The following is an 18035-nucleotide window of genomic DNA, read 5'->3' on the forward strand; positions in this document are numbered from 1 at the left end:
CTTATTAAATAAAATACTCGGTCTGATCCTCAGGGGGATTATTGATACTGATATAGATCTTCTCCACAATGTTCAGAATCTCGGCATCATTTCTACTGCGCGGTCTTTCAAAAGGAACATCAAAAATCTTATGGATCCGTCCTGGACGTGGACTGAGCAGGACGATACGTGTAGCCAAATATACGGCCTCAGCCACATCATGAGTAATGAAGAATACCGTCTTCTTCTCCTGTTGCCAGATCCGTATGATCTCATCTTGCAGCGTTAGTCGTGTCAGGTGATCGACAGCACTGAAGGGTTCATCCATTAAGATGACTTGTGGATCTGCTACCAGCGTCCGGGCTAAGCCGGCTCGCTGGCGCATACCTCCAGATAATTGATGCGGATATTTGTCAGCAAAACCGCCTAGCCCTACAAGATCAATCGCGCGGATTGCCCGCTCACGTCGCTCTGAACGAGGAACCCCTGCAATTTCCAAGCCGAATTCTATATTCCGGCGAATAGTACGCCAAGGAAATAAAGCGGAATCCTGAAATACAACTCCGATATCTCTGCTCGTTCCAGACTGCACCTTGCCATCCAAAATAATCTCACCAGTGGATTGTTTAAGTAAGCCCGCCACGATTTCGAGCAGCGTGCTCTTTCCGCATCCGCTTGGCCCAAGAACGCAGACGAACTCGCCATCACTCACCTGAAGATTTATATTTTTGAGCGCTAGAGTCTGCTCATCGTCCACACTGGAGTATTCCTTGTTGATGTTACGGAGTTCAATAGTAGGCATAAGCGCTCCTCCCTGTGTGATTATTGCTGCTTCGCATATTTTCCAAGCAGCAATGTCTTCGCAATCTTTTCGGCAAATGTGTTATCGACAACACCGTCAACAGAAATCGCTTCACGTTGCATGCCATATTTGGTTAGCAGATCTTCAGTAACCTGAAGACGTTTCGTATCGACGATCGGATTGTTCTCCCATAATACAATCTCGGAATTAATAGCCGTCTTAACTGTTTCTTCATCCAGATTCAGATATTCGGCTGCCCAAGGATAAAATTCATCAAGATGAGTTTTGGCATATTCATTCGCATAAAAGTAAACTTCAAGCAAGCGTTCAACAACCTCCGGCTGTTCATCAATCAACTTCTGGCTGGCTACAAGCACACCCGTCTGATATTCGGGGACAAACTCCCAGGTTTTTGCAAGAACATGTCCTGTTCCTTCTTGTTCAGCTAACGTGGCGAATGGCTGGTGAATGATCGTAGCGTCAACTTCACCCTTCACAAAAGATGCATAGGCTTCTTGAAAAAAGTTATTCGCCGCATATTCCACATCATTTTCATAATCAATCCCGTTCTGGCTAAGAACCTCCTTGAGAGTCAAAGGCATGCCACCTGTGGCTTGACCGGTTCCAATGGTTTTGCCTTTCAGATCTGCCCATGTCTTAATCTCCGGTTTGGCAATAATCCAGTAGGCGCCTCGACTTCTCCACATATTGCTGACTATTTTCATCTTAACGCCATTAGCGATGGCTGGAATATAAGTACCTGGGTCACCATCGGCAATGTCTACCTCGCCCGCGCCGAAAGCAGCTACAGGATTGGGAATATCAACGATATCAAGATCTATACCAGCATCGGAATACCAACCTTTCGCTATTGCAAATTGATTGGCTATCCCAGTCATTCCTTTGGCGAAGCCAGCATTGATTTTAACAGGTTCATTGTCGCGGCCTTGCCAAGGAGGGATTCCATCAGCTGGGCTCAAGGACGTAGTTTCCTCATTGTTTGCATTTGAAGGGGACGCGGTAGCTGCAGGGGTATTACTTGTATTGGAATCGTTAGCTGATTTATTGTTCGCAGCATTTGAACCAGGGTTAGATCCACATGCTGTCAAGATGAGGGATAGAATGAGAATTATGGATAACAGGTTGATTATTTTATTACGCTTCTTCATATGGATCGCACCTACTCTATTTAGATTGATGTGGGCTCGTCATCCAACGGCGGCAAGTGATCCGCTCGACAAGATTGACGATGTTCACGAATAAGACGGACAAGATCGTTACGATGATAATAACGAGATATAACCTGGGTGTATTAAGTACAGCTTGAGACTCATTTAGCATAAATCCTAATCCGCCCTTGGAGGCTGCCATCTCTGCAAAAACAACGCCGGTAATCGCTGTGGCCGCAGTGACCCGCAGCCCGTTGAAAATGCTTGGCAGCGCCGATGGCAGAAGTACCTTAAATACTGTCTGAGCTCTGCTTGCCTTGAAGACCCTGGCTAGTTTGATATGATCGTTCCGAGTCTGTTTGGCACCTGTAACGGTGTTGTAGAGAATATTAAAAAAACAAAAAAGAATAACTAGCACGACCTTGCTCGTAAACCCAATCCCAAACCAGACGATGAGCAGCGGCATAATCGCTGTCTTCGGGATAGCCATTACTGATGCTACCAGTGGATCTATCAGCTTTTCCAATGTTGGGAATGACACGAAGAGTACACCGAGTCCGATTCCGGCAACAACAGATATCAAATAGCCTACTGTAACCTCCTTCAGACTTAAGATCAGATGCGGCCACAATGTATTTTCTTGAATGGTATAGACAAGTTCATTCCAAATTTGTGTTGGTGAAGCCAGGAAAACTCGACTCACCCAGCCTTTGGAGACCGCAATTTCCATCCACCCCAGCAGCAGAATTACAAACGCCACCTGAACAATAATAATCCATAGAGGTTTTTGCCCCGTTCGGCCTTTCCTCTCTTTGGCCATACAGTAACCTCCCTTCTTTGCCTGTTTTGTCAGAAGAAGTCCGACATGCAGCCTCAATCCAAATGATATAGTGAACCGTGAATATCAACATATTGCTGCTGACTTCCAGGTTCTTCGGAACTTAACCCTACAAGGAATGGTCGCTGTCCGCGCAACTTCAAGGCTTCTGCAGCCGGCCCCTCTTCCACAGGCTCGACAAAGCTGAGTACAGTCCCTTGCAGATCAAGAGTCTGCCGATTGCCTCTCAATATAGGATCATAGACAACTTCACCCGCGTAGACGCCGAACCACTTCGCCCATTTTTCGACTGTCTCTTGCAGACGAATCACTGTAAATCCGACCTCACTAAGCTTGAGAAGTCCACGTTCATGTGGAACGATCACTCCGGCCTCCTGCAGCTCTTGCTTCCGCTTCGATTCTTCTCCTTCCCACTGAATGAAGAAGGGAAGTGGGAGCCCGTCTTCTACATCGGCTTCTCCTGCGAATAAGAGCTTCCACTTTAACAGCGTACCGTCCGGTCTTCTGCGACTACCTTCCTCCGGTCCAATTACCTCAAGACCTTGACTGCGCAGATGCGCTGCAAGTCCTTCAATATCATGGGTACGAAGTGCGATTCTGCTAAGCCCTTCCTGGAATCCATCTTCGGCCAACGTTTCTATCAGACCATAACGGCTTGTCCGGTCTCCAAGTGGAAGCAGACTATGATCGTATACACCGATCCACTCGATATAACTGAGATCGAAGTAGCTGAGTGCATTATAAGTCCCAATTTGTTCGTGTCTTCCACCCTGTATGGCACTGATGCCGTAAGGTTCCAATGCTTTAAATACCTGCTCCGGCTGATGTACATAATGAACAATATGGTCAAACTTCAATGTGAACCCGATAATGTCCACCTCCCCTATGGTTTGATAATGATCTTGCCAAAAAATTCTCGCTCTTCAATGATGCGATGAGCTTCCCTGATTTCATCAAGTGGCAATACTCTGTCAATAATCGGTTTCAGCTTGCGACTTTGCACAAGCTCCAGCAGAGTGATCAGATCGCCCGCTTCCCAACCATTGGAGCCGATAATTGTAATTTCACGTACCCACACATATCTCAGATCCGTCACTGCTTCAAAACCAGTCGTTGCACCGCAGGTTAGAATTCGTCCACCTACCCGAGTCGATTTAATACTTTGAGGCCATGTGGCCTTTCCGGTATAGTCAACGACGACATCCGCTCCTTTTTTGCCCGTGTAATTCCAGACTTCTTTCGAGAAATCTGTTTTGTTATAGTTAATGACCAGATCCGCTCCAAGCTCCTTAAGCTTCTCCAACTTGTCATCAGATCCGGCTGCCGCAATAACTTTGGCACCCGCCAGCTTAGCGATGAGCACAGCCGCGTTACCTACACCGCCGCTTGCACCCAGAATCAAAATCGTTTCATTCGCTTGTAGCTTGCCACGGGTAATCAGCATTCTCCAGGCTGTTCCATAAGCAATAGGAAGAGCAGCCGCATCTTCAAAAGAAATCTCATCCGGCAACGGGATCAAATTCTGCGCTGGAACCTTCACATATTCTGCAAGTCCTCCAGTCAGGTCTTCCCCCAGCGCCCCATGACCCGGAATAGATGGATCAATGAGAACCCGGTCACCAAGCTTGGCGTTTAGAACTCCTTCTCCTACTTGTTCCACAACTCCAGAAATGTCCCCACCAGAGATATGTGGCAAAGGGAGCTTTCTCCCCGGAATTCCTCGCCGTACAAAAATATCAAGGTGGTTCAGTGAAACTGCTTCAACCTTAACAACAACTTCGTTTAGCCCCGCTTCGGGTTTCGGGTACTCTCCTACAACAACATTATTGCGATCTCCATGTTCAAGAATAAGTGCAGCTCTCATCGTATATCTTCTCCTCCTAGGTTAAATTTTGAATGACTTGCTCTTTTAAAGACATTCGATCAAGCTTGCCCGGTCCGGTAAGTGGCAAAGCATCTACAAAGATGACTCTGCGGGGATGAGCGTAAGCAGGACCATTCAGGATGAAGAACTGCTTCACCTCCTCCTCCTTAAGTTCACCTCTTTTGCCTGTCACAATGACGGCTATAGGAACTTCTCCCTTTACTTCATGAGGAATGGGCAGGACACAGACATCATCAATCGAAGGATGCTTCAGCAGAATGTTCTCCACCTCTTTGGGATACACGTTCTCTCCGCCTACATTCATCATGTCGTCCTTACGTCCAACAATGTAAACAAATCCATCCTCATCCCTACAAGCTGCATCCCCAGTCTTCAGCCAACCATCTGGTGTAATCTTGCGAGCAGTAACCTCCGGGAGATTCCAATAACCGTCAGCCACTCCCGGGTTGTTCACCCAAAGCTCACCCGTTACATTCGGCCCGACCTCGTTCTCGTGTTCATCCACGATTCGGATCTTACAGCCTGGTACTGGAATACCTGCCGAGCCCGTTCGCTGAACACCCTCCCGGGATTCCAGCACAACGGGTCCCCCTTCGGTAAGTCCATACCCTTCATATACCGGCATCCCCATGAGCAGTTGAACCTCATCCAATAGTTCGCTAGGTGTATCGGAAGAACCGCAGATACCAAAAAGTAAGGACGTAAGATCAAAACCTGGATGCTCTTTAAGATAGTTTATTAACATTCGATAAAGAGCGGGCACTCCCGTCATATATGTAACGCGATGAGTCTCAATAGCTTTCAAGATCTGCTCGGGATCTGCTTTAGGCAATATGACGGCTGAGGCACCAAGCCAAAAAATGGTCTTCATCGTCGTCATGGCATTCTTGTGATAGAGAGGCAGAGAGATGATCACCCGCGTCTCATCCGTTAAACCTCTAAGCTGCGAAGTAGACTGAACATTCCACAACTGCCCTCGGTGAGTTAGCCTGCAGCCTTTGGGATTTCCGGTTGAACCGGATGTATACGGGAGGAAACAGATATCTCCCTCCTCTGACGGGTACAGTTCCAGACTTAAGGACTGCAGAGGAAGCAATTCGTCGTAGGACAATGCAACGGGAGTCTTTTGTTCATTCACGCTGGCGCAGCGTACCAGAATAGAGGCTTCACTGATCTGCTGCACAGCCTGTACCTTCTCACTCAGTTCATCATGAAAGATGAGTACACGGCTGCCGCTATTGCGATACACATAAGCTAACGTCTCCGCACCCAGCTTGGCATTCATCGGCACTGGAATAGCTCCGATCGACATCAAGCCGAAGCAGATTTCCAGGAATCGGTAATCATTGTTAAATAATATACTGACACGATCTCCCGGATTAACCCCAAGGGATAAGAAGAAATTCCCCGCTTGATTCACCCGCTGAGTCAGCTCTGAATAATTCAATGTAATCTGGGGTGTGATCAACGCAGTCTTTGAAGGATATCGAGCAGCAGATTCTTGAATGATGCTTGCAAAATTATACGTATTCATAACTCCTCTCCTTCTAGGGCTGACTTCCTAATAGTTATGGTTACTGCTTCGAGCTGAACAATCCTCGGCCTACAGCAACTTCCTTCTCTGTATGATCTGTTACTGAAATATCTACCAGACTAACCGTTCTTCCCAACTTAACTAAATTGGCCTTGGCATGCAGAGCACCTGGCGCAGCTGGTCTTAAATAGTCAATCCGCAGATCAATAGTGGGTGTGGGCAGATTTACCTTGCGATGTACTGCAAAGTATCCGGCAATGTCAATCAGCGTTGCAATAATTCCACCATGAATATATCCAGCATCCCCTGTAACAAACAGATCATTTTCCGGAAGTAAAATCGTAATTGACTCTTCGCTTAATTCTTCTACTTGAACATCCAAAAAGCGGTGATACGCCGAGCTTCTAAGCAAGGCTTCAATCCGCTCTCGGTTGATTGCATCTTTCATGCTGTGTCACCCCCTTTTTGTTTGCCAACGAAACATTTTAATCATACTAAACCGATATGATTTAATTGTCAATATACTTTTTTTCATCCTTTTTTCAATTAAAAAGCGTTGACACTGCGCTATTTCTGGATTATAGTTCATACTAATTTCACAATTCCGATAAATCAGATTAAATTAAAAGGAGATAAAGATGAACCATTCAGAGCTGCGCATACATCAAGTGAGATTACCTCTGCCCCTGCGTCTCAACCATGTGAATAGTTATCTCATAGAGGATAAAGAGGGATGGAGCGTAATTGATCCTGGTTTAGCTACAGAGGATACCTTAACGGTCTGGACTGAAGTATTGAAAAACTATCATCTGACTTTCGGCGACATCAAAAGGATTATAGTGACTCATTATCATCCGGATCATTACGGCCTTGCAGGTCTGTTTCAGCAGTGGACGAATGCTGCTGTTTACAGCAGCATGGAAACATTTGAATGGGCAGATCGCATCTTTCACAGCGAATCTATCAGGAAGTCTGCTCAATTTAGCCTAAAGTGTGGGGTTCCAGGTTCGCTCGTAAACAAGATGAGTGAACACCATGAGGAACTGTTTACTTGGGTGAAGCCTATCGAGGGAGCCAAAGTGATCCTAGAACCAGAGGAGAACATTCTATTAGGAGGGAAGCAATTTCAAATTAAATTGGGTAACGGTCATGCGGAAGGGAGTATCGGCTTTCTTAACGAGTCAAGCAAATTATTCATAGGTGGTGACCTTCTGCTTGAGAAAATCACGCCTAATATTACGTATGATTACAGTACCAACACCAATCCCCTACAAGATTATTTTGATACCCTACAAATGCTGCGGACATTACAAATCCAAACTGTCCTTCCTGGGCACGGCAAAGTATTTGAGTTAGCTGAATCGTTCATCGATGGCGTAATTAAGCATCATCTTGAACGTCTTCAGGAGATCCGGTCCATATGGAGAAACTTAAACGCCGAAGAACTCACCCCTTACGAAATCAGCACCTATTTATTCACTAAGGTAGTCGATCCTGCTTCCCTAAATTTTGCGCTTGGAGAAACGGTAGCGCATTTGCGGTACTTACAGAAGAGGAATGAGCTTAGCATTATAGAACGAGATGAATCGTTATATTGTGTTTTGAACGATGTTCTATGAGTAGCGGGCGCTTTTTTTTGTTTTTGAAGCATGGCCATATAACAGGTTTGTTTTGATGTAGGCTTCTGCCGTAAATAATGAAAATTCAAAAGCCATGCGGGAAATCCCGCATGGCTTTGCAATATTTTTTATCCACTACATGCCTACAGCTGAGGAAACTGCGGCAAAGATTGCCGCCACCAGCCAAAGAATCGGAAACAGCTTGAGAATTACCTTTAACCATTGTCCAAAATTGATCCGGGCGATGGCCAAACCTGCCAGCAGCACACCGCCTGTTGGCGAAATGAGATTCGTTAATCCATTTCCAAATTGGTATGCGGTTACTACTGCTTCGCGGTTAACACCCACAAGATCGCCTAATGGTGCAAGCACAGGCATCGTCAAGGCCGCCTCTCCTGATGAAGAAGGAACCAAGAACGTAATAATATTATGCACGACCAGCATGATGGTGGTGAACAAGTAATTCGGCAAGCCCTCAAGCATAGTAGCCAGCCCATTCAAAATGGTATCGATAATCATCCCGTTCTCTGCAACGACGAGGATCCCCCGGGCCAAACCGATAATCACGGCAGCGTAGATAAATTCTCCGCAACCTTTAACAAAATTCTCGGCAATTTCCTTCTGACTCATCCGGGTGACAATCCCCGAAAAAATCCCAAGTGCAAAGAAAAGCGCTCCGATCTCGGTCATATACCAGCCTTTGCTCAGTATTCCCCAGACAATTAGCCCCAAGGTAAAGATGAAGCCTCCAATAATTAATTTATCCCGGTTCGAGAAACTTACATCTATCCCATCGTTCTCCTTGATGAAGTGTTGGCGGTTTAGAATATCATTTTGGAATACCGCTGATTTCTCCGGATTCTTCTTCACCCGCTGCGCATACCACATCGTAAAACCAATCGATATCGCAGTAAAAACAACCCATTCAATAAATCTGAGCCATAGCTGTGGATTTCCCTGCACCCCTGCTACGCCTTGCGCAATCAATACAGAGAAAGGATTAACAGTTGATCCGACATAGCCGATCTGTGTTCCGAGAAATAGAATGAGAATCGCCGTCATGGAGTCAAAGCCCAAGGCAAACATTAACGGTATAAAAATGGCATAAAGCGGAATGATTTCTTCACTCATTCCAAAGGTTGAACCCCCCAGGCTGAAAATCACCATGGCTATCGGAATCAGTAATATCCCTTTACTTTTGAGTCTTCCGGCTAGAGCCATCAGTGCCCGGTCAATCGCCCCAGTCTGCAGAATAATTCCAAAAGCTCCCCCTACAATCAGGACGAAGGCGACGACATCAGCAGCATTGATGATTCCTTCTAACGGCGCACTGGCAATTTGGGCAAATCCTTGTCTCAAATCCCCTTGCTCACTGATTTTGGGAACGGTATGATAGGTTCCCGGGATGATGGCTGTTCTGGAGGAACCATCCACCAGCACTTCCTGACGGTCAAATTGGCCGCTCGGGACAATCCAGGTTAATCCGGCAATAGCCACGATAATCAGAAAAATCAATGTATAACTATGAGGAAGGGACCATTTTATTTTACGTTTAACCGTTTCCATTTCTACCCCTCGTTCCTGGCAGCATCATAGGTGATTTGACCGGCGGTAATTGTCAAAATCACACGTGCATCTCTAATCTCGGTTGCAGCTGTATCCAGAAGATTACGGTCAAATACAGCAATATCAGCAGCTTTTCCAACTTCCAAGGTTCCTGTACTTTCCATACCGCAATGTCTGGCCCCGTTAATCGTCCAGGCCTTTAGGACTTCTGATGCCGGCATCCCCTGCTCGGAATTCCAGCCTCCCGGAGGGGATCCATCAGGGAACAACCGAAAAGAAGCCGCATACAGCGAATCAGGAACACTGGTGAGGAAAAGCGGCAAATCTGTACCTATCGTAATCGGTACATTGGCCTCAAGCATGGACTTGTAATTATAAAACCGGCTTTCATTCTCTTTTCCGGCCACAGCAGCCATATAAGCATCCTCATAAGAAGGATTTAAGAGCAAGATCTGGGCATATACCTCGGCAAAAATCCCGTTCTCCCCCATCCTCTGAATGTCTTCGGGATGTGGATATTCCAAATCGCTGATTGAATGCCTAATCCGCTGTGCTCCCCGGTTACGATTGCAATCTTCGATCATGTCTACTGCCTTACGAATTGCTGCATCTCCCTCAGCCGTTAGACAACATTTAATTCCATGGCTGTCTGCTGCCCGAAATGCCTCTTCTAACCCTTCGTAGTCAACTGACTGCAAGTTTGTAACACCTGGCATATCCGCATAAGGCTCCAGCATATCTCCCGTATGATCAGCTACCACACCATCCAACATCAGCTTATATCCCTGAAACCGAAGAAATTCTCCTTGATAACGCTCTTTGTACTGCAAACCCGTGGAAATATCAAGCGGCTGCAATACAGGTTCAAGCGCAAAATGGACCCGCAACGGCAGCTCTCCCGTTGCTTCCAGCTCTTCAAGGACCGGCAACAAACCGCTATGCCTGTCAAAGCCTATATCTTTTATCGAAGTGACACCCCGTTTAGCAAGCATTCGGGCAAAGTCCAAAAACTCTTGTCTGACTAATTCCTGATCCTGCATCATGTCATGAAGGAGGAGGGCGCGTGATTCCGCGCTGCATTGGTCAGGGAGAAACTGATACTTATCCTGAGCAAACTTGTTCATCCAACAATAGCTTTTCGTCAGATTAATGGCGATTACAGCCCATTCAGTAAAAGCTTCGTCTAATAAGCTTTGCCCCGGAAGCTCGCCCCAACACTCTTCACTCCACCCGTAAGCGTATACATTTTGCTTTGAGGGTATTTTTTCTGCTTCCTGTTTAAGCAACTCTAAAGCCTCTTGAATTGTAGCGACATTCGTCAGATCCACTCCACGGTGCATGGACATGTAACCGGTAAAAAAAACATGGTTATCATGTATACCAGGCATAATGAACGCATCCTTCAGATGATGAACAAATGTTGCCGGTCCTATCCATTCCTCTGCTTCTGCCGGGATTCCAACCGCGACGATTCGCTCCCCTTGCAGGGCAATAAATGCCGGTGAAGCGCCATCTTCTATTCCTGTAAATACTGCATTAGACAACAGTACCCGATCTGCAAAACCATGTTTAACTGCTTCCATGATTTCAACGCCTTTCTGCCGATTAATAATACGACTTATAACGTTATATCGAAGCTTCTGCTTCCCGCTTACCGCAAGAAGCAGAATGAATTATAAAGTAAATTGATAACGGTCACCGATAATGTACTGCTTGCCTACATGAACCGGCTGACTGTCCTGATCATAAATAATAGTGTTCATATAGAACAAAGGATCACCAATGGGAATCTCCAGTAATTTTGCTTGCTGTTCATCAGCCAAGGTGATTTGCAACACCGTTTCTCCCGGCTGATTGGGATCAATATGATAACGTTTCCGCAGCAGCTCATATACCGATCCTTCAAGCTTTTCATCCATTAAGAAAGAAAAACGGTCATACGGATAATAGTTATTTTCCAGCATTAGGGGTCTTTCGCCAGCATATCTTTTACGTTGAATATATAACACCGGTTCACCCTGCTGTATTTGCAGCCGCTCCGCGGTTTCCTGATCGGCTTTAAGTTTAGTTCTCTCCGTAACGACGCTGTGTGATGAAACACCATTGGCTTTGCAGGCCGCCGTAAAACTGATGACATGCTCAATCTTGCGGCCGATCTTTTGTGCGTTGACAAAAGTGCCCTTGCCCTGGCGTTTCGTCAGATATCCCTCATTCACCAATTCCTCTATAGCTTTCCTAACAGTAATTCGGCTGACATTATATGTTTCACTAAGCTCAATTTCAGTAGGAATTTTATCTCCTGAACTAAAGGTACCGTTCGCAATGGCGGATTGGACCGCTTTTTTCAATTGAATATATAATGGCTCTGCCTGCTCTGAATTTAACATGATTTACCCTCACTTGTTATATAACGTTATATTACTCTATTGTTAGAGTAACAAACGATCCTCTTTTTCACAAGCAAAGATAAGTACGCATCCGTTGTTAATAAGAAGCCCCGAATCCAAAGGAACCTTCCACCATACAGCTCTTGGCAGCTAATCTGGAGCCTTCCCGCATAGCAGCTTGAATATCACCATCCTTAATCATACTCATTAAAAAGGCAGTAATATAAGAGTCGCCTGCTCCCATCGTATCAACAGCCTCAATAAGCTCAGGGGTCTGATAATAAAAGCTTGCTCCATCATAGGCAATGGATCTGTCTCCCCCGCGTGTTGCCACCAATACTTGGCCTTCTCTTCTGCGTTTAGTCTCAATAAAATTCTGCGTCTCTTCATCCGTCATATGGCTGCAGGAAAAGAAAGCAAAATCCGCATTGCCAATATACCGTTCTACCTGCGCATCCTCGAAGTCATCGGAGAAATCAAAAGAGAGGGGAATTCCCAGTTCATTCAGCTCCGCAAGCAAATGTCCGGTGTGACTATAAAGCCCTGTATGGATGATATCAAACCCGCGGATATATTCTCTGTCGGCTTCACTCAACGCTATTGGATTCAGTCTCGTAATCCCGCCTTCGTTGCTGCCCAGAAATACCCGTTCCCCATTCTCTAAGGTTACCCGTGCACATCCGTTCTCTCCGCTATGATGTCTGCAATGTGAGATATCGATTTCCAGCTGCTGCAGCGTATTTTCCACAAGACGTGCCTCGTCATCATCGCCGAAAACACCGAGGAAAGCCGCGACAACTCCTTCACCTTTGGCGAAAACACTAAAGTTGAGTGCATTGCCGCCGGGATACATCGTACGCTGATGAACATACTTGTCTACCACATTATCGCCAATACCTAGAGCTTTCATGGTTTTATCCTCCCGATTAGTAGGCTACTTTCCCCATATAACGGCGGGTTTCTAGCGGATGATTTCTCACCTCGGCAAGAGCCTCGCGATAGACACAAATGATACTGTAGAATAATACCGGATTAAAGAATTCCACAACTTCATCAGCAATTGTACCAATTCCCAGCTCTTTAGCATCAATCACTTCGACTTTCTCTGCATACTGATTCAGGAAAGTCCGTGCTCGTTCATCCAGCTCACGGGTGCGCCCTTCATTAATCATTAGGATGAATGGGGTTTCTTTATCCGTCACTTCAAAAGGACCATGGAAGAATTCACCGGAGTGAATCGCCGCAGCATGCAGCCATTGCATTTCCATCAAAGAACAGATTGCAAATCCATAAGCATGTCCGTACGAAGCTCCACTCGTCAAGATATAATAAAGCTCCTCATTACGGTATTTGTTGGCAAACACACGGGCACGTGGAGCGACCTGCTTTTTACCCTGGTTAATAATGCCATCGATAGCTTCCAATCCTTTTTGAAAAGCTTCAACATGCGCATACCCTTCAGCCGCATCTAACAATTGAGTAGCGAGATCCAGAATGATAGCCATCGGGTTATTTTTCACATTGCTATCATCTCCCCATTCATACAAGAAAGAATAATCAGAGTAATTCAGCAGCGCAGCTTCCTTGTTATGGGTTAGGCCAATGGTGTGCGCTCCATGCTGTTTGGCTACTTGCGCCGCAGCTACCGATTCCGGTGTATTTCCGCCATGGGAACAAACGATTACTACCGATTGTGTGCCCAGACGTTTAGGCAATGCATGAACAAACTCATTCGCCGTATAGAGCCCCGCTACCAGTTTCTTCGCTTCACTATCCAGAAAATATTTCGCGGGATACATATCAACCAGTGAACCCCCACAAGCTACAAAATATACCTCTGAAATCCCCTCTGCCACTTTTTCACGGATACTTTGAACAACCTGATTTGCATTCATTTGATTCTCTCCTTTGACATAACGTTATATAACGTATTGTTTACGAGATAAATATAACCGCTTTCAAAAATGCTGTCAACTATTAATTTATTCAGAATTCAACTCCAAAATATCTTCGGCAGCGACGATCTGTAATGCTCTGATTTTTAAAATAAAAAAATCGCATGACCTCAATATTTCATGAGAGTCATGCGATCTTCTGGTCAAGGATGATAAGGACGGGGGTAGAACTCCTACGGTACTCACGTACCTCAGAATTTCAAGTCAAAGCTCGACAACAAATCCTTTAACCACATTGTTTAAAGGCACTTTTTTATATTATAAATCCTCTGGGTTCAGAAATTTGGAGATATGGCATGTTAACAGACTGTTGATATATAGTACATTATTACAGTAATTATTATATAGCTTCCTAAAATGCCACTCTTAGCGTGTTTTTTTCAAACTATATTGTTCTGATGACCCAAAGAATAAATTATATTAGCAATGGATTGCGGACTTTCTCCACCATTGGACTCGAGCCACTGATTAATGACTCCAATAGATCCATAAACCTTGTAAGTGAAAGAATAGTCCCTTAGAAAGGGTTCGTTCCAATTTTGTTCAAGTAAAACTCGTGTTAAAAATTCACTTTTTCCACTCTCTGAAATTAGAAGCTGATACATGGTTTTCTTATCTTGAATGATGTTTAACAGTTTGACCATGGATTCTTCAGATGTGCAAGGACTGCCTCCTTCTTGTAATGCTTCCACCAATTCTTTATTAAATTCATTCTGCATCACTTCAAATAATTCAAAAGGATCTTTGTAGTGCAAATAAAAGGTGCCACGGTTGATATCAGCGTAGTTACATATTTCAGTGACCGTTATTTGAGGTAACTTTTTGGTTTCTAATAAAACCAGGAAGCTCTCTTTAATGAGATTAATCGTATATTTAGTTCTTCTGTTATTCTTGGTTCCAACCATATGCTCCTCCTGTTCTATCCTTTCAACATAATAGATGTAATCTGTTTACTTCATAACATTTACAAAGGTATTGATTATTGTGATTGTTCAGACGTGTAGATTATACTGACAACACGACATTAAATCAACACATGTCAAGGAGATGAACTAACCATGACAATCACTTCAGATAAAACAAACATTCTTATAGTAGGTGCAGGAGCAGTAGGTTTCTCTGTAGGTTACCATCTACATTTATCAGGCACCGATGTTACCTTTCTTGTACGAAAAGGACGAAAAGCAGACTTCGCTCCTCCTCAGAAACTATATTGCTATGACGATGCTACATTGAAAGAATTTAGCAACTTTAATGTCATAGAAAATATAGAAGAAATAAAACCTCAGCAGTATCAATTTATTATTATTACATTGGACGGAAATGTGAGCCGTTCACCAGAAGGCGTAGCTACGTTATCCAAATTGGGAAGTGTCGTTCGTAATTCTAAAACTACGGTGATTATGAGTGCGTTTGGAAGCGGGATTCGTGAACATTACATTCAGTATATGAGAATTCCGGAAGACCAGCTGTTAAGAGGAATACTGGGTACGTTAAGTCATCAATCCAAGGCTGATTTGCCTGTGCATGCACCAACAGACCCCAAACTCATTAACCAAGCCATTGTCTGTTACAATCATCCGGCGAACAAGGTCGGTTTCCAGGTCGAGAACAATAATAAATCAGCTGCCAAACAATTTAGCGCACTGTACAATAACTCTGGGGTCTCACGCTGTGGTCAAGTAAGTCCGGCGATGTTCAATATTTACTCAAGTATCGGTTTTCCTGTGTACGCTGCTTGTGATATCGTAGGTTGGCCGAAATTCTCAGCCGTTATTGCAAATAAAGATCTTTGGCAGCTCGCTTGCCGTGCTCAGGGTGAAATAGCATCCCTGCCCAAGCATAGTCTAATCGGTAAGATTATGAGTTTTGTGATGGGGCCACGCATGACAGCAAAAATACATCTCAAAATGGAACAAGATATGCTGCCGCTAGATTATCAAGCATTCAATCGTTTCCATCATGGGGGTAAAGTGAAGGCTCAGGATGTAGAATCTCTACGGAATTCGATTGTAGAGGGAGAACTTCAAGGCCGGCAGATGAAGGCTTTAAAGGAATTATTGCAACGTGTTGAACATAATTAACATCCGCACAAAAAAACAGTATTTCATCAAAGATGAAATACTGTTTCCGCTCCGAACATTCATAATAGCGAATAACATTTTCCTTGTTCAGCTTGGAAGGTTACACTTTCGTCCTTTGCTGCCCGCTGGCTTCGTGCCACTCGTGCTGATATGCAGCATTCGGTCAGCCCGCTCTTCATCTAATTTAATCAGATACAGCAAAGGAGACTTATATTCTTCTACGCAAATTCTGTATTCCTAAGGTTTTCACTATGATGCCGAAGACGGGGGCAAGTACCGCATATTTCGAGCCATTGTTTCAAACATCAGCGACCATCGTCCGGTTTCTTCCCCTGCTCTTGGCCAGGTATAACGCTTGATCCGCCTTCTCCAGCAGCCCCTCCCGCTCCAATGCATGAATAGGATAATGGGCGATTCCTAGAGAGATCGTAACCTGTGTCGGGATTGGCCCCCTGCTTTGTTCCATTGCCCGCCGGACTCTTTCAGCTATGGTGAAGGCTTCCTCGGGTCTAGTGTGGGCTAGCAAGATGATGAACTCTTCACCGCCGTAGCGGTGGCAAACATCGTCTGGACGAAACGAGGTAACTATAACATTGGCTACATGTTTCAGCACTTCGTCGCCGATGAGATGGCCGTAGGTGTCGTTCACGAGTTTGAATTTGTCTACATCCAGCACAATGAGCGAAAACGGTTGTCCTGAGTCAATCCACTGACTCATCGTATACTCTAAGGATCTTCGGTTCATTAAACCGGTCAGAGCATCCGTCGTAGCCTCTTGGGTCAGTTGATCCGTCTGCTTCTGAATATCCGTCACGGCAAGCAACACAGCCTTGGTCAGCAGATCTGCCTCTCGGCTCCATTGCGGCTTCGCTTCTGGCAATTCAATCTTCTCCTTACCCATCCTGCTCACCAGATTTGCCAGGTACACAAAAGGCCGGGCCAGCTTGCGTGCTACGAGAATGACGCCCATCAGGAGTATAATGAACGGAAACAACGAATACCAGAGAATGGTCCGAAGGTGCCCCATCAGTTGATGATGGATGACACTAATCGGCGAAACGACCACAATTCCCCATCCGTTGGCTGGAACGCTGGAGTATCCGGCAAGCATTTCAACGTCACGGGTGTTACGCACTTGCTGTTCCCCACTCTCCCCATTCATGAGTTTCTGCACAACCTTGTTATTGCTAACATCCTCCCCAATGAGCTGCTTATCCGGGTGGTACAACAGATGCCCGCTTGAATCCACAATATAATAATAGGAGCCAGAATCGTCCACGTTATTATCGCCAAAAATCATAGACAAAATATTGTTCTCCTGCAGATAAAATGTGCCGCTCAAAATACCGCGATATGTACCATTCTTGCTAAAAATCGGCTGACTCATAAAAACGATTAGTCTCTTGGTGGTTTGGGTCATGTAGGGGGAGGATATGTAAGGTTTTTTTAACGCCAGAGCTTCCAAACCGACCTTAGAAGTAATATGGTTTCCTACTGACCCCAAACTAGCCGGTACTACATTGCGGATCAGCCCGTCGGCATCGAGCACGGCGATAGAATTGAAGTAATTGCTACTATTGCGCATCAGTTCCAAATTATCATCCACTTGCTTGGGCGTTAAGGTTTCGTCATCGGAGAGTGTGTCAGCACTGTATTCCAAACTGCTGCGCATGGACTGAAATAAGGAATCCATTGTTTTGGTCATTCGGTCAGCGTTGTAGTAATTCAGATGGAGTGTAGTCTCCATCAATGACTGTTTTTTGGACTCGTAAGAGCCAATCAGAAGAATGCTTGAGGTTAGTAGAACCACCAGCGTGACCAAGCCCGTAAGCAGCGATGTGAGACTGAGCTTTTTACTTTGACGCGGCTCGGCTCTTCTCAGTGTAAGCAAACTTTAACCCTCCTTGTTTCTTGAAAACTAGATTAATCAATAATACAACAAATTAAGATGTTATTCGACAGTAATCAATGAGCTCGGATCTCTCATTTCACTGTACATACCGTTTGATATATGGCAGTTCAATGGAATCTTCCGCATTAAAAAACCCCCTCCAGAGCTTGTGAGTAGACAAGCACTGAAAAGGAGTGTTATCAACCTGATTCTGTGAGCTCGGATGTGATTCCATGACACAAGAACCTTTAGTTTTTGATGGAAGTTTTACTCAAGAAAAACAAAAAAACCTTGATTTCTCAAGGTTTTTACTGTGATGCCGAGGA

The 18035-nt window shown here is 45.0% G+C and carries 16 protein-coding genes; 2 read left to right on the forward strand and 14 right to left on the reverse strand.

Going from position 1 to position 18035, the window contains the following annotated elements; translation table 11 throughout:
* Positions 1-4 precede the first annotated feature (4 nt).
* Genes NYE35_RS23395 through NYE35_RS23425 form a run of 7 tightly spaced genes read right to left on the reverse strand, consistent with a single transcriptional unit; the run spans position 5 to position 6655 of the window.
* Positions 5-781, reverse strand: coding sequence for an ABC transporter ATP-binding protein (locus NYE35_RS23395; protein ID WP_341122128.1), 777 nt, complete (start codon positions 779-781; stop codon positions 5-7).
* Between the two features lie 20 nt (positions 782-801).
* Entirely contained in the window at positions 802-1950 is a 1149-nt protein-coding gene (locus NYE35_RS23400) for an ABC transporter substrate-binding protein (RefSeq protein WP_076272226.1), read from the reverse strand.
* Between the two features lie 16 nt (positions 1951-1966).
* Positions 1967-2770 carry an ABC transporter permease gene (locus NYE35_RS23405; RefSeq protein WP_076272227.1) on the reverse strand — a complete coding sequence of 268 codons (804 nt, stop codon included), beginning with the start codon at positions 2768-2770 and terminating at the stop codon, positions 1967-1969.
* A 53-nt stretch (positions 2771-2823) separates the two neighbouring features.
* Complete coding sequence (locus NYE35_RS23410) at positions 2824-3666, reverse strand: VOC family protein (RefSeq protein WP_169744797.1); 843 nt, start codon at positions 3664-3666, stop codon at positions 2824-2826.
* A gap of 5 nt (positions 3667-3671) precedes the next feature.
* Positions 3672-4652: a zinc-binding dehydrogenase gene (locus tag NYE35_RS23415; RefSeq protein ID WP_341122129.1), complete on the reverse strand. Its 981-nt coding sequence runs from the start codon at positions 4650-4652 to the stop codon at positions 3672-3674.
* Between the two features lie 16 nt (positions 4653-4668).
* Positions 4669-6207: a class I adenylate-forming enzyme family protein gene (locus NYE35_RS23420; protein WP_076272229.1), complete on the reverse strand. Its 1539-nt coding sequence runs from the start codon at positions 6205-6207 to the stop codon at positions 4669-4671.
* Between the two features lie 40 nt (positions 6208-6247).
* Positions 6248-6655 (reverse strand): PaaI family thioesterase, encoded by a 408-nt coding sequence (locus NYE35_RS23425; protein ID WP_341122130.1) that lies wholly within the window; start codon positions 6653-6655, stop codon positions 6248-6250.
* Between the two features lie 190 nt (positions 6656-6845).
* Between NYE35_RS23425 and NYE35_RS23430 the strand changes: the two genes are divergently transcribed.
* Positions 6846-7826 carry an MBL fold metallo-hydrolase gene (locus tag NYE35_RS23430; RefSeq protein WP_341122131.1) on the forward strand — a complete coding sequence of 327 codons (981 nt, stop codon included), beginning with the start codon at positions 6846-6848 and terminating at the stop codon, positions 7824-7826.
* 135 nt (positions 7827-7961) lie between these two features.
* On the opposite strand, the gene NYE35_RS23435 is transcribed toward NYE35_RS23430, so the two are convergent.
* From NYE35_RS23435 to NYE35_RS23460, 6 genes are all read right to left on the reverse strand, one after another.
* Positions 7962-9392: a YfcC family protein gene (locus tag NYE35_RS23435; protein ID WP_076099844.1), complete on the reverse strand. Its 1431-nt coding sequence runs from the start codon at positions 9390-9392 to the stop codon at positions 7962-7964.
* A gap of 2 nt (positions 9393-9394) precedes the next feature.
* Positions 9395-10975 carry an amidohydrolase gene (locus NYE35_RS23440; protein ID WP_076099846.1) on the reverse strand — a complete coding sequence of 527 codons (1581 nt, stop codon included), beginning with the start codon at positions 10973-10975 and terminating at the stop codon, positions 9395-9397.
* A 90-nt stretch (positions 10976-11065) separates the two neighbouring features.
* Positions 11066-11779, reverse strand: a complete 714-nt coding sequence (locus NYE35_RS23445; protein WP_038572768.1) for a GntR family transcriptional regulator — start codon at positions 11777-11779, stop codon at positions 11066-11068.
* A 97-nt stretch (positions 11780-11876) separates the two neighbouring features.
* The gene (locus NYE35_RS23450; RefSeq protein ID WP_341122132.1) at positions 11877-12689 is read right to left on the reverse strand and encodes a fructoselysine 6-kinase; all 813 of its coding nucleotides are present in this window, start codon (positions 12687-12689) and stop codon (positions 11877-11879) included.
* Positions 12690-12705: 16 nt separating this feature from the next.
* Complete coding sequence (locus NYE35_RS23455; RefSeq protein ID WP_339809543.1) at positions 12706-13674, reverse strand: SIS domain-containing protein; 969 nt, start codon at positions 13672-13674, stop codon at positions 12706-12708.
* 440 nt (positions 13675-14114) lie between these two features.
* Positions 14115-14639, reverse strand: coding sequence for a TetR/AcrR family transcriptional regulator (locus tag NYE35_RS23460; RefSeq protein WP_076099848.1), 525 nt, complete (start codon positions 14637-14639; stop codon positions 14115-14117).
* Positions 14640-14792: 153 nt separating this feature from the next.
* Here NYE35_RS23460 and NYE35_RS23465 point away from each other — a divergent pair, with 153 nt between their 5' ends.
* Positions 14793-15818, forward strand: a complete 1026-nt coding sequence (locus NYE35_RS23465; RefSeq protein ID WP_341122133.1) for a ketopantoate reductase family protein — start codon at positions 14793-14795, stop codon at positions 15816-15818.
* A gap of 298 nt (positions 15819-16116) precedes the next feature.
* Here the strand turns inward: NYE35_RS23465 and NYE35_RS23470 are convergent, their stop codons facing one another.
* The gene (locus NYE35_RS23470) at positions 16117-17709 is read right to left on the reverse strand and encodes a sensor domain-containing diguanylate cyclase (RefSeq protein WP_038572778.1); all 1593 of its coding nucleotides are present in this window, start codon (positions 17707-17709) and stop codon (positions 16117-16119) included.
* Between the last annotated feature and the right edge of the window lie 326 nt (positions 17710-18035).

The organism is Paenibacillus sp. FSL L8-0494 (genome assembly GCF_038003695.1).
In the GTDB taxonomy this organism is placed as follows: domain Bacteria; phylum Bacillota; class Bacilli; order Paenibacillales; family Paenibacillaceae; genus Paenibacillus_AQ; species Paenibacillus_AQ odorifer.

What these genes read in the sequence shown, in the direction of transcription:
- NYE35_RS23395 (WP_341122128.1), bottom strand. Translation starts at nt 781, where the DNA reads ATGCCTACTATTGAACTCCGTAACATCAACAAGGAATACTCCAGTGTG.
- NYE35_RS23400 (WP_076272226.1), bottom strand. Translation starts at nt 1,950, where the DNA reads ATGAAGAAGCGTAATAAAATAATCAACCTGTTATCCATAATTCTCATT.
- NYE35_RS23405 (WP_076272227.1), bottom strand. Translation starts at nt 2,770, where the DNA reads ATGGCCAAAGAGAGGAAAGGCCGAACGGGGCAAAAACCTCTATGGATT.
- NYE35_RS23415 (WP_341122129.1), bottom strand. Translation starts at nt 4,652, where the DNA reads ATGAGAGCTGCACTTATTCTTGAACATGGAGATCGCAATAATGTTGTT.
- NYE35_RS23420 (WP_076272229.1), bottom strand. Translation starts at nt 6,207, where the DNA reads ATGAATACGTATAATTTTGCAAGCATCATTCAAGAATCTGCTGCTCGA.
- NYE35_RS23425 (WP_341122130.1), bottom strand. Translation starts at nt 6,655, where the DNA reads ATGAAAGATGCAATCAACCGAGAGCGGATTGAAGCCTTGCTTAGAAGC.
- NYE35_RS23430 (WP_341122131.1), top strand. Translation starts at nt 6,846, where the DNA reads ATGAACCATTCAGAGCTGCGCATACATCAAGTGAGATTACCTCTGCCC.
- NYE35_RS23435 (WP_076099844.1), bottom strand. Translation starts at nt 9,392, where the DNA reads ATGGAAACGGTTAAACGTAAAATAAAATGGTCCCTTCCTCATAGTTAT.
- NYE35_RS23440 (WP_076099846.1), bottom strand. Translation starts at nt 10,975, where the DNA reads ATGGAAGCAGTTAAACATGGTTTTGCAGATCGGGTACTGTTGTCTAAT.
- NYE35_RS23445 (WP_038572768.1), bottom strand. Translation starts at nt 11,779, where the DNA reads ATGTTAAATTCAGAGCAGGCAGAGCCATTATATATTCAATTGAAAAAA.
- NYE35_RS23450 (WP_341122132.1), bottom strand. Translation starts at nt 12,689, where the DNA reads ATGAAAGCTCTAGGTATTGGCGATAATGTGGTAGACAAGTATGTTCAT.
- NYE35_RS23455 (WP_339809543.1), bottom strand. Translation starts at nt 13,674, where the DNA reads ATGAATGCAAATCAGGTTGTTCAAAGTATCCGTGAAAAAGTGGCAGAG.
- NYE35_RS23460 (WP_076099848.1), bottom strand. Translation starts at nt 14,639, where the DNA reads ATGGTTGGAACCAAGAATAACAGAAGAACTAAATATACGATTAATCTC.
- NYE35_RS23465 (WP_341122133.1), top strand. Translation starts at nt 14,793, where the DNA reads ATGACAATCACTTCAGATAAAACAAACATTCTTATAGTAGGTGCAGGA.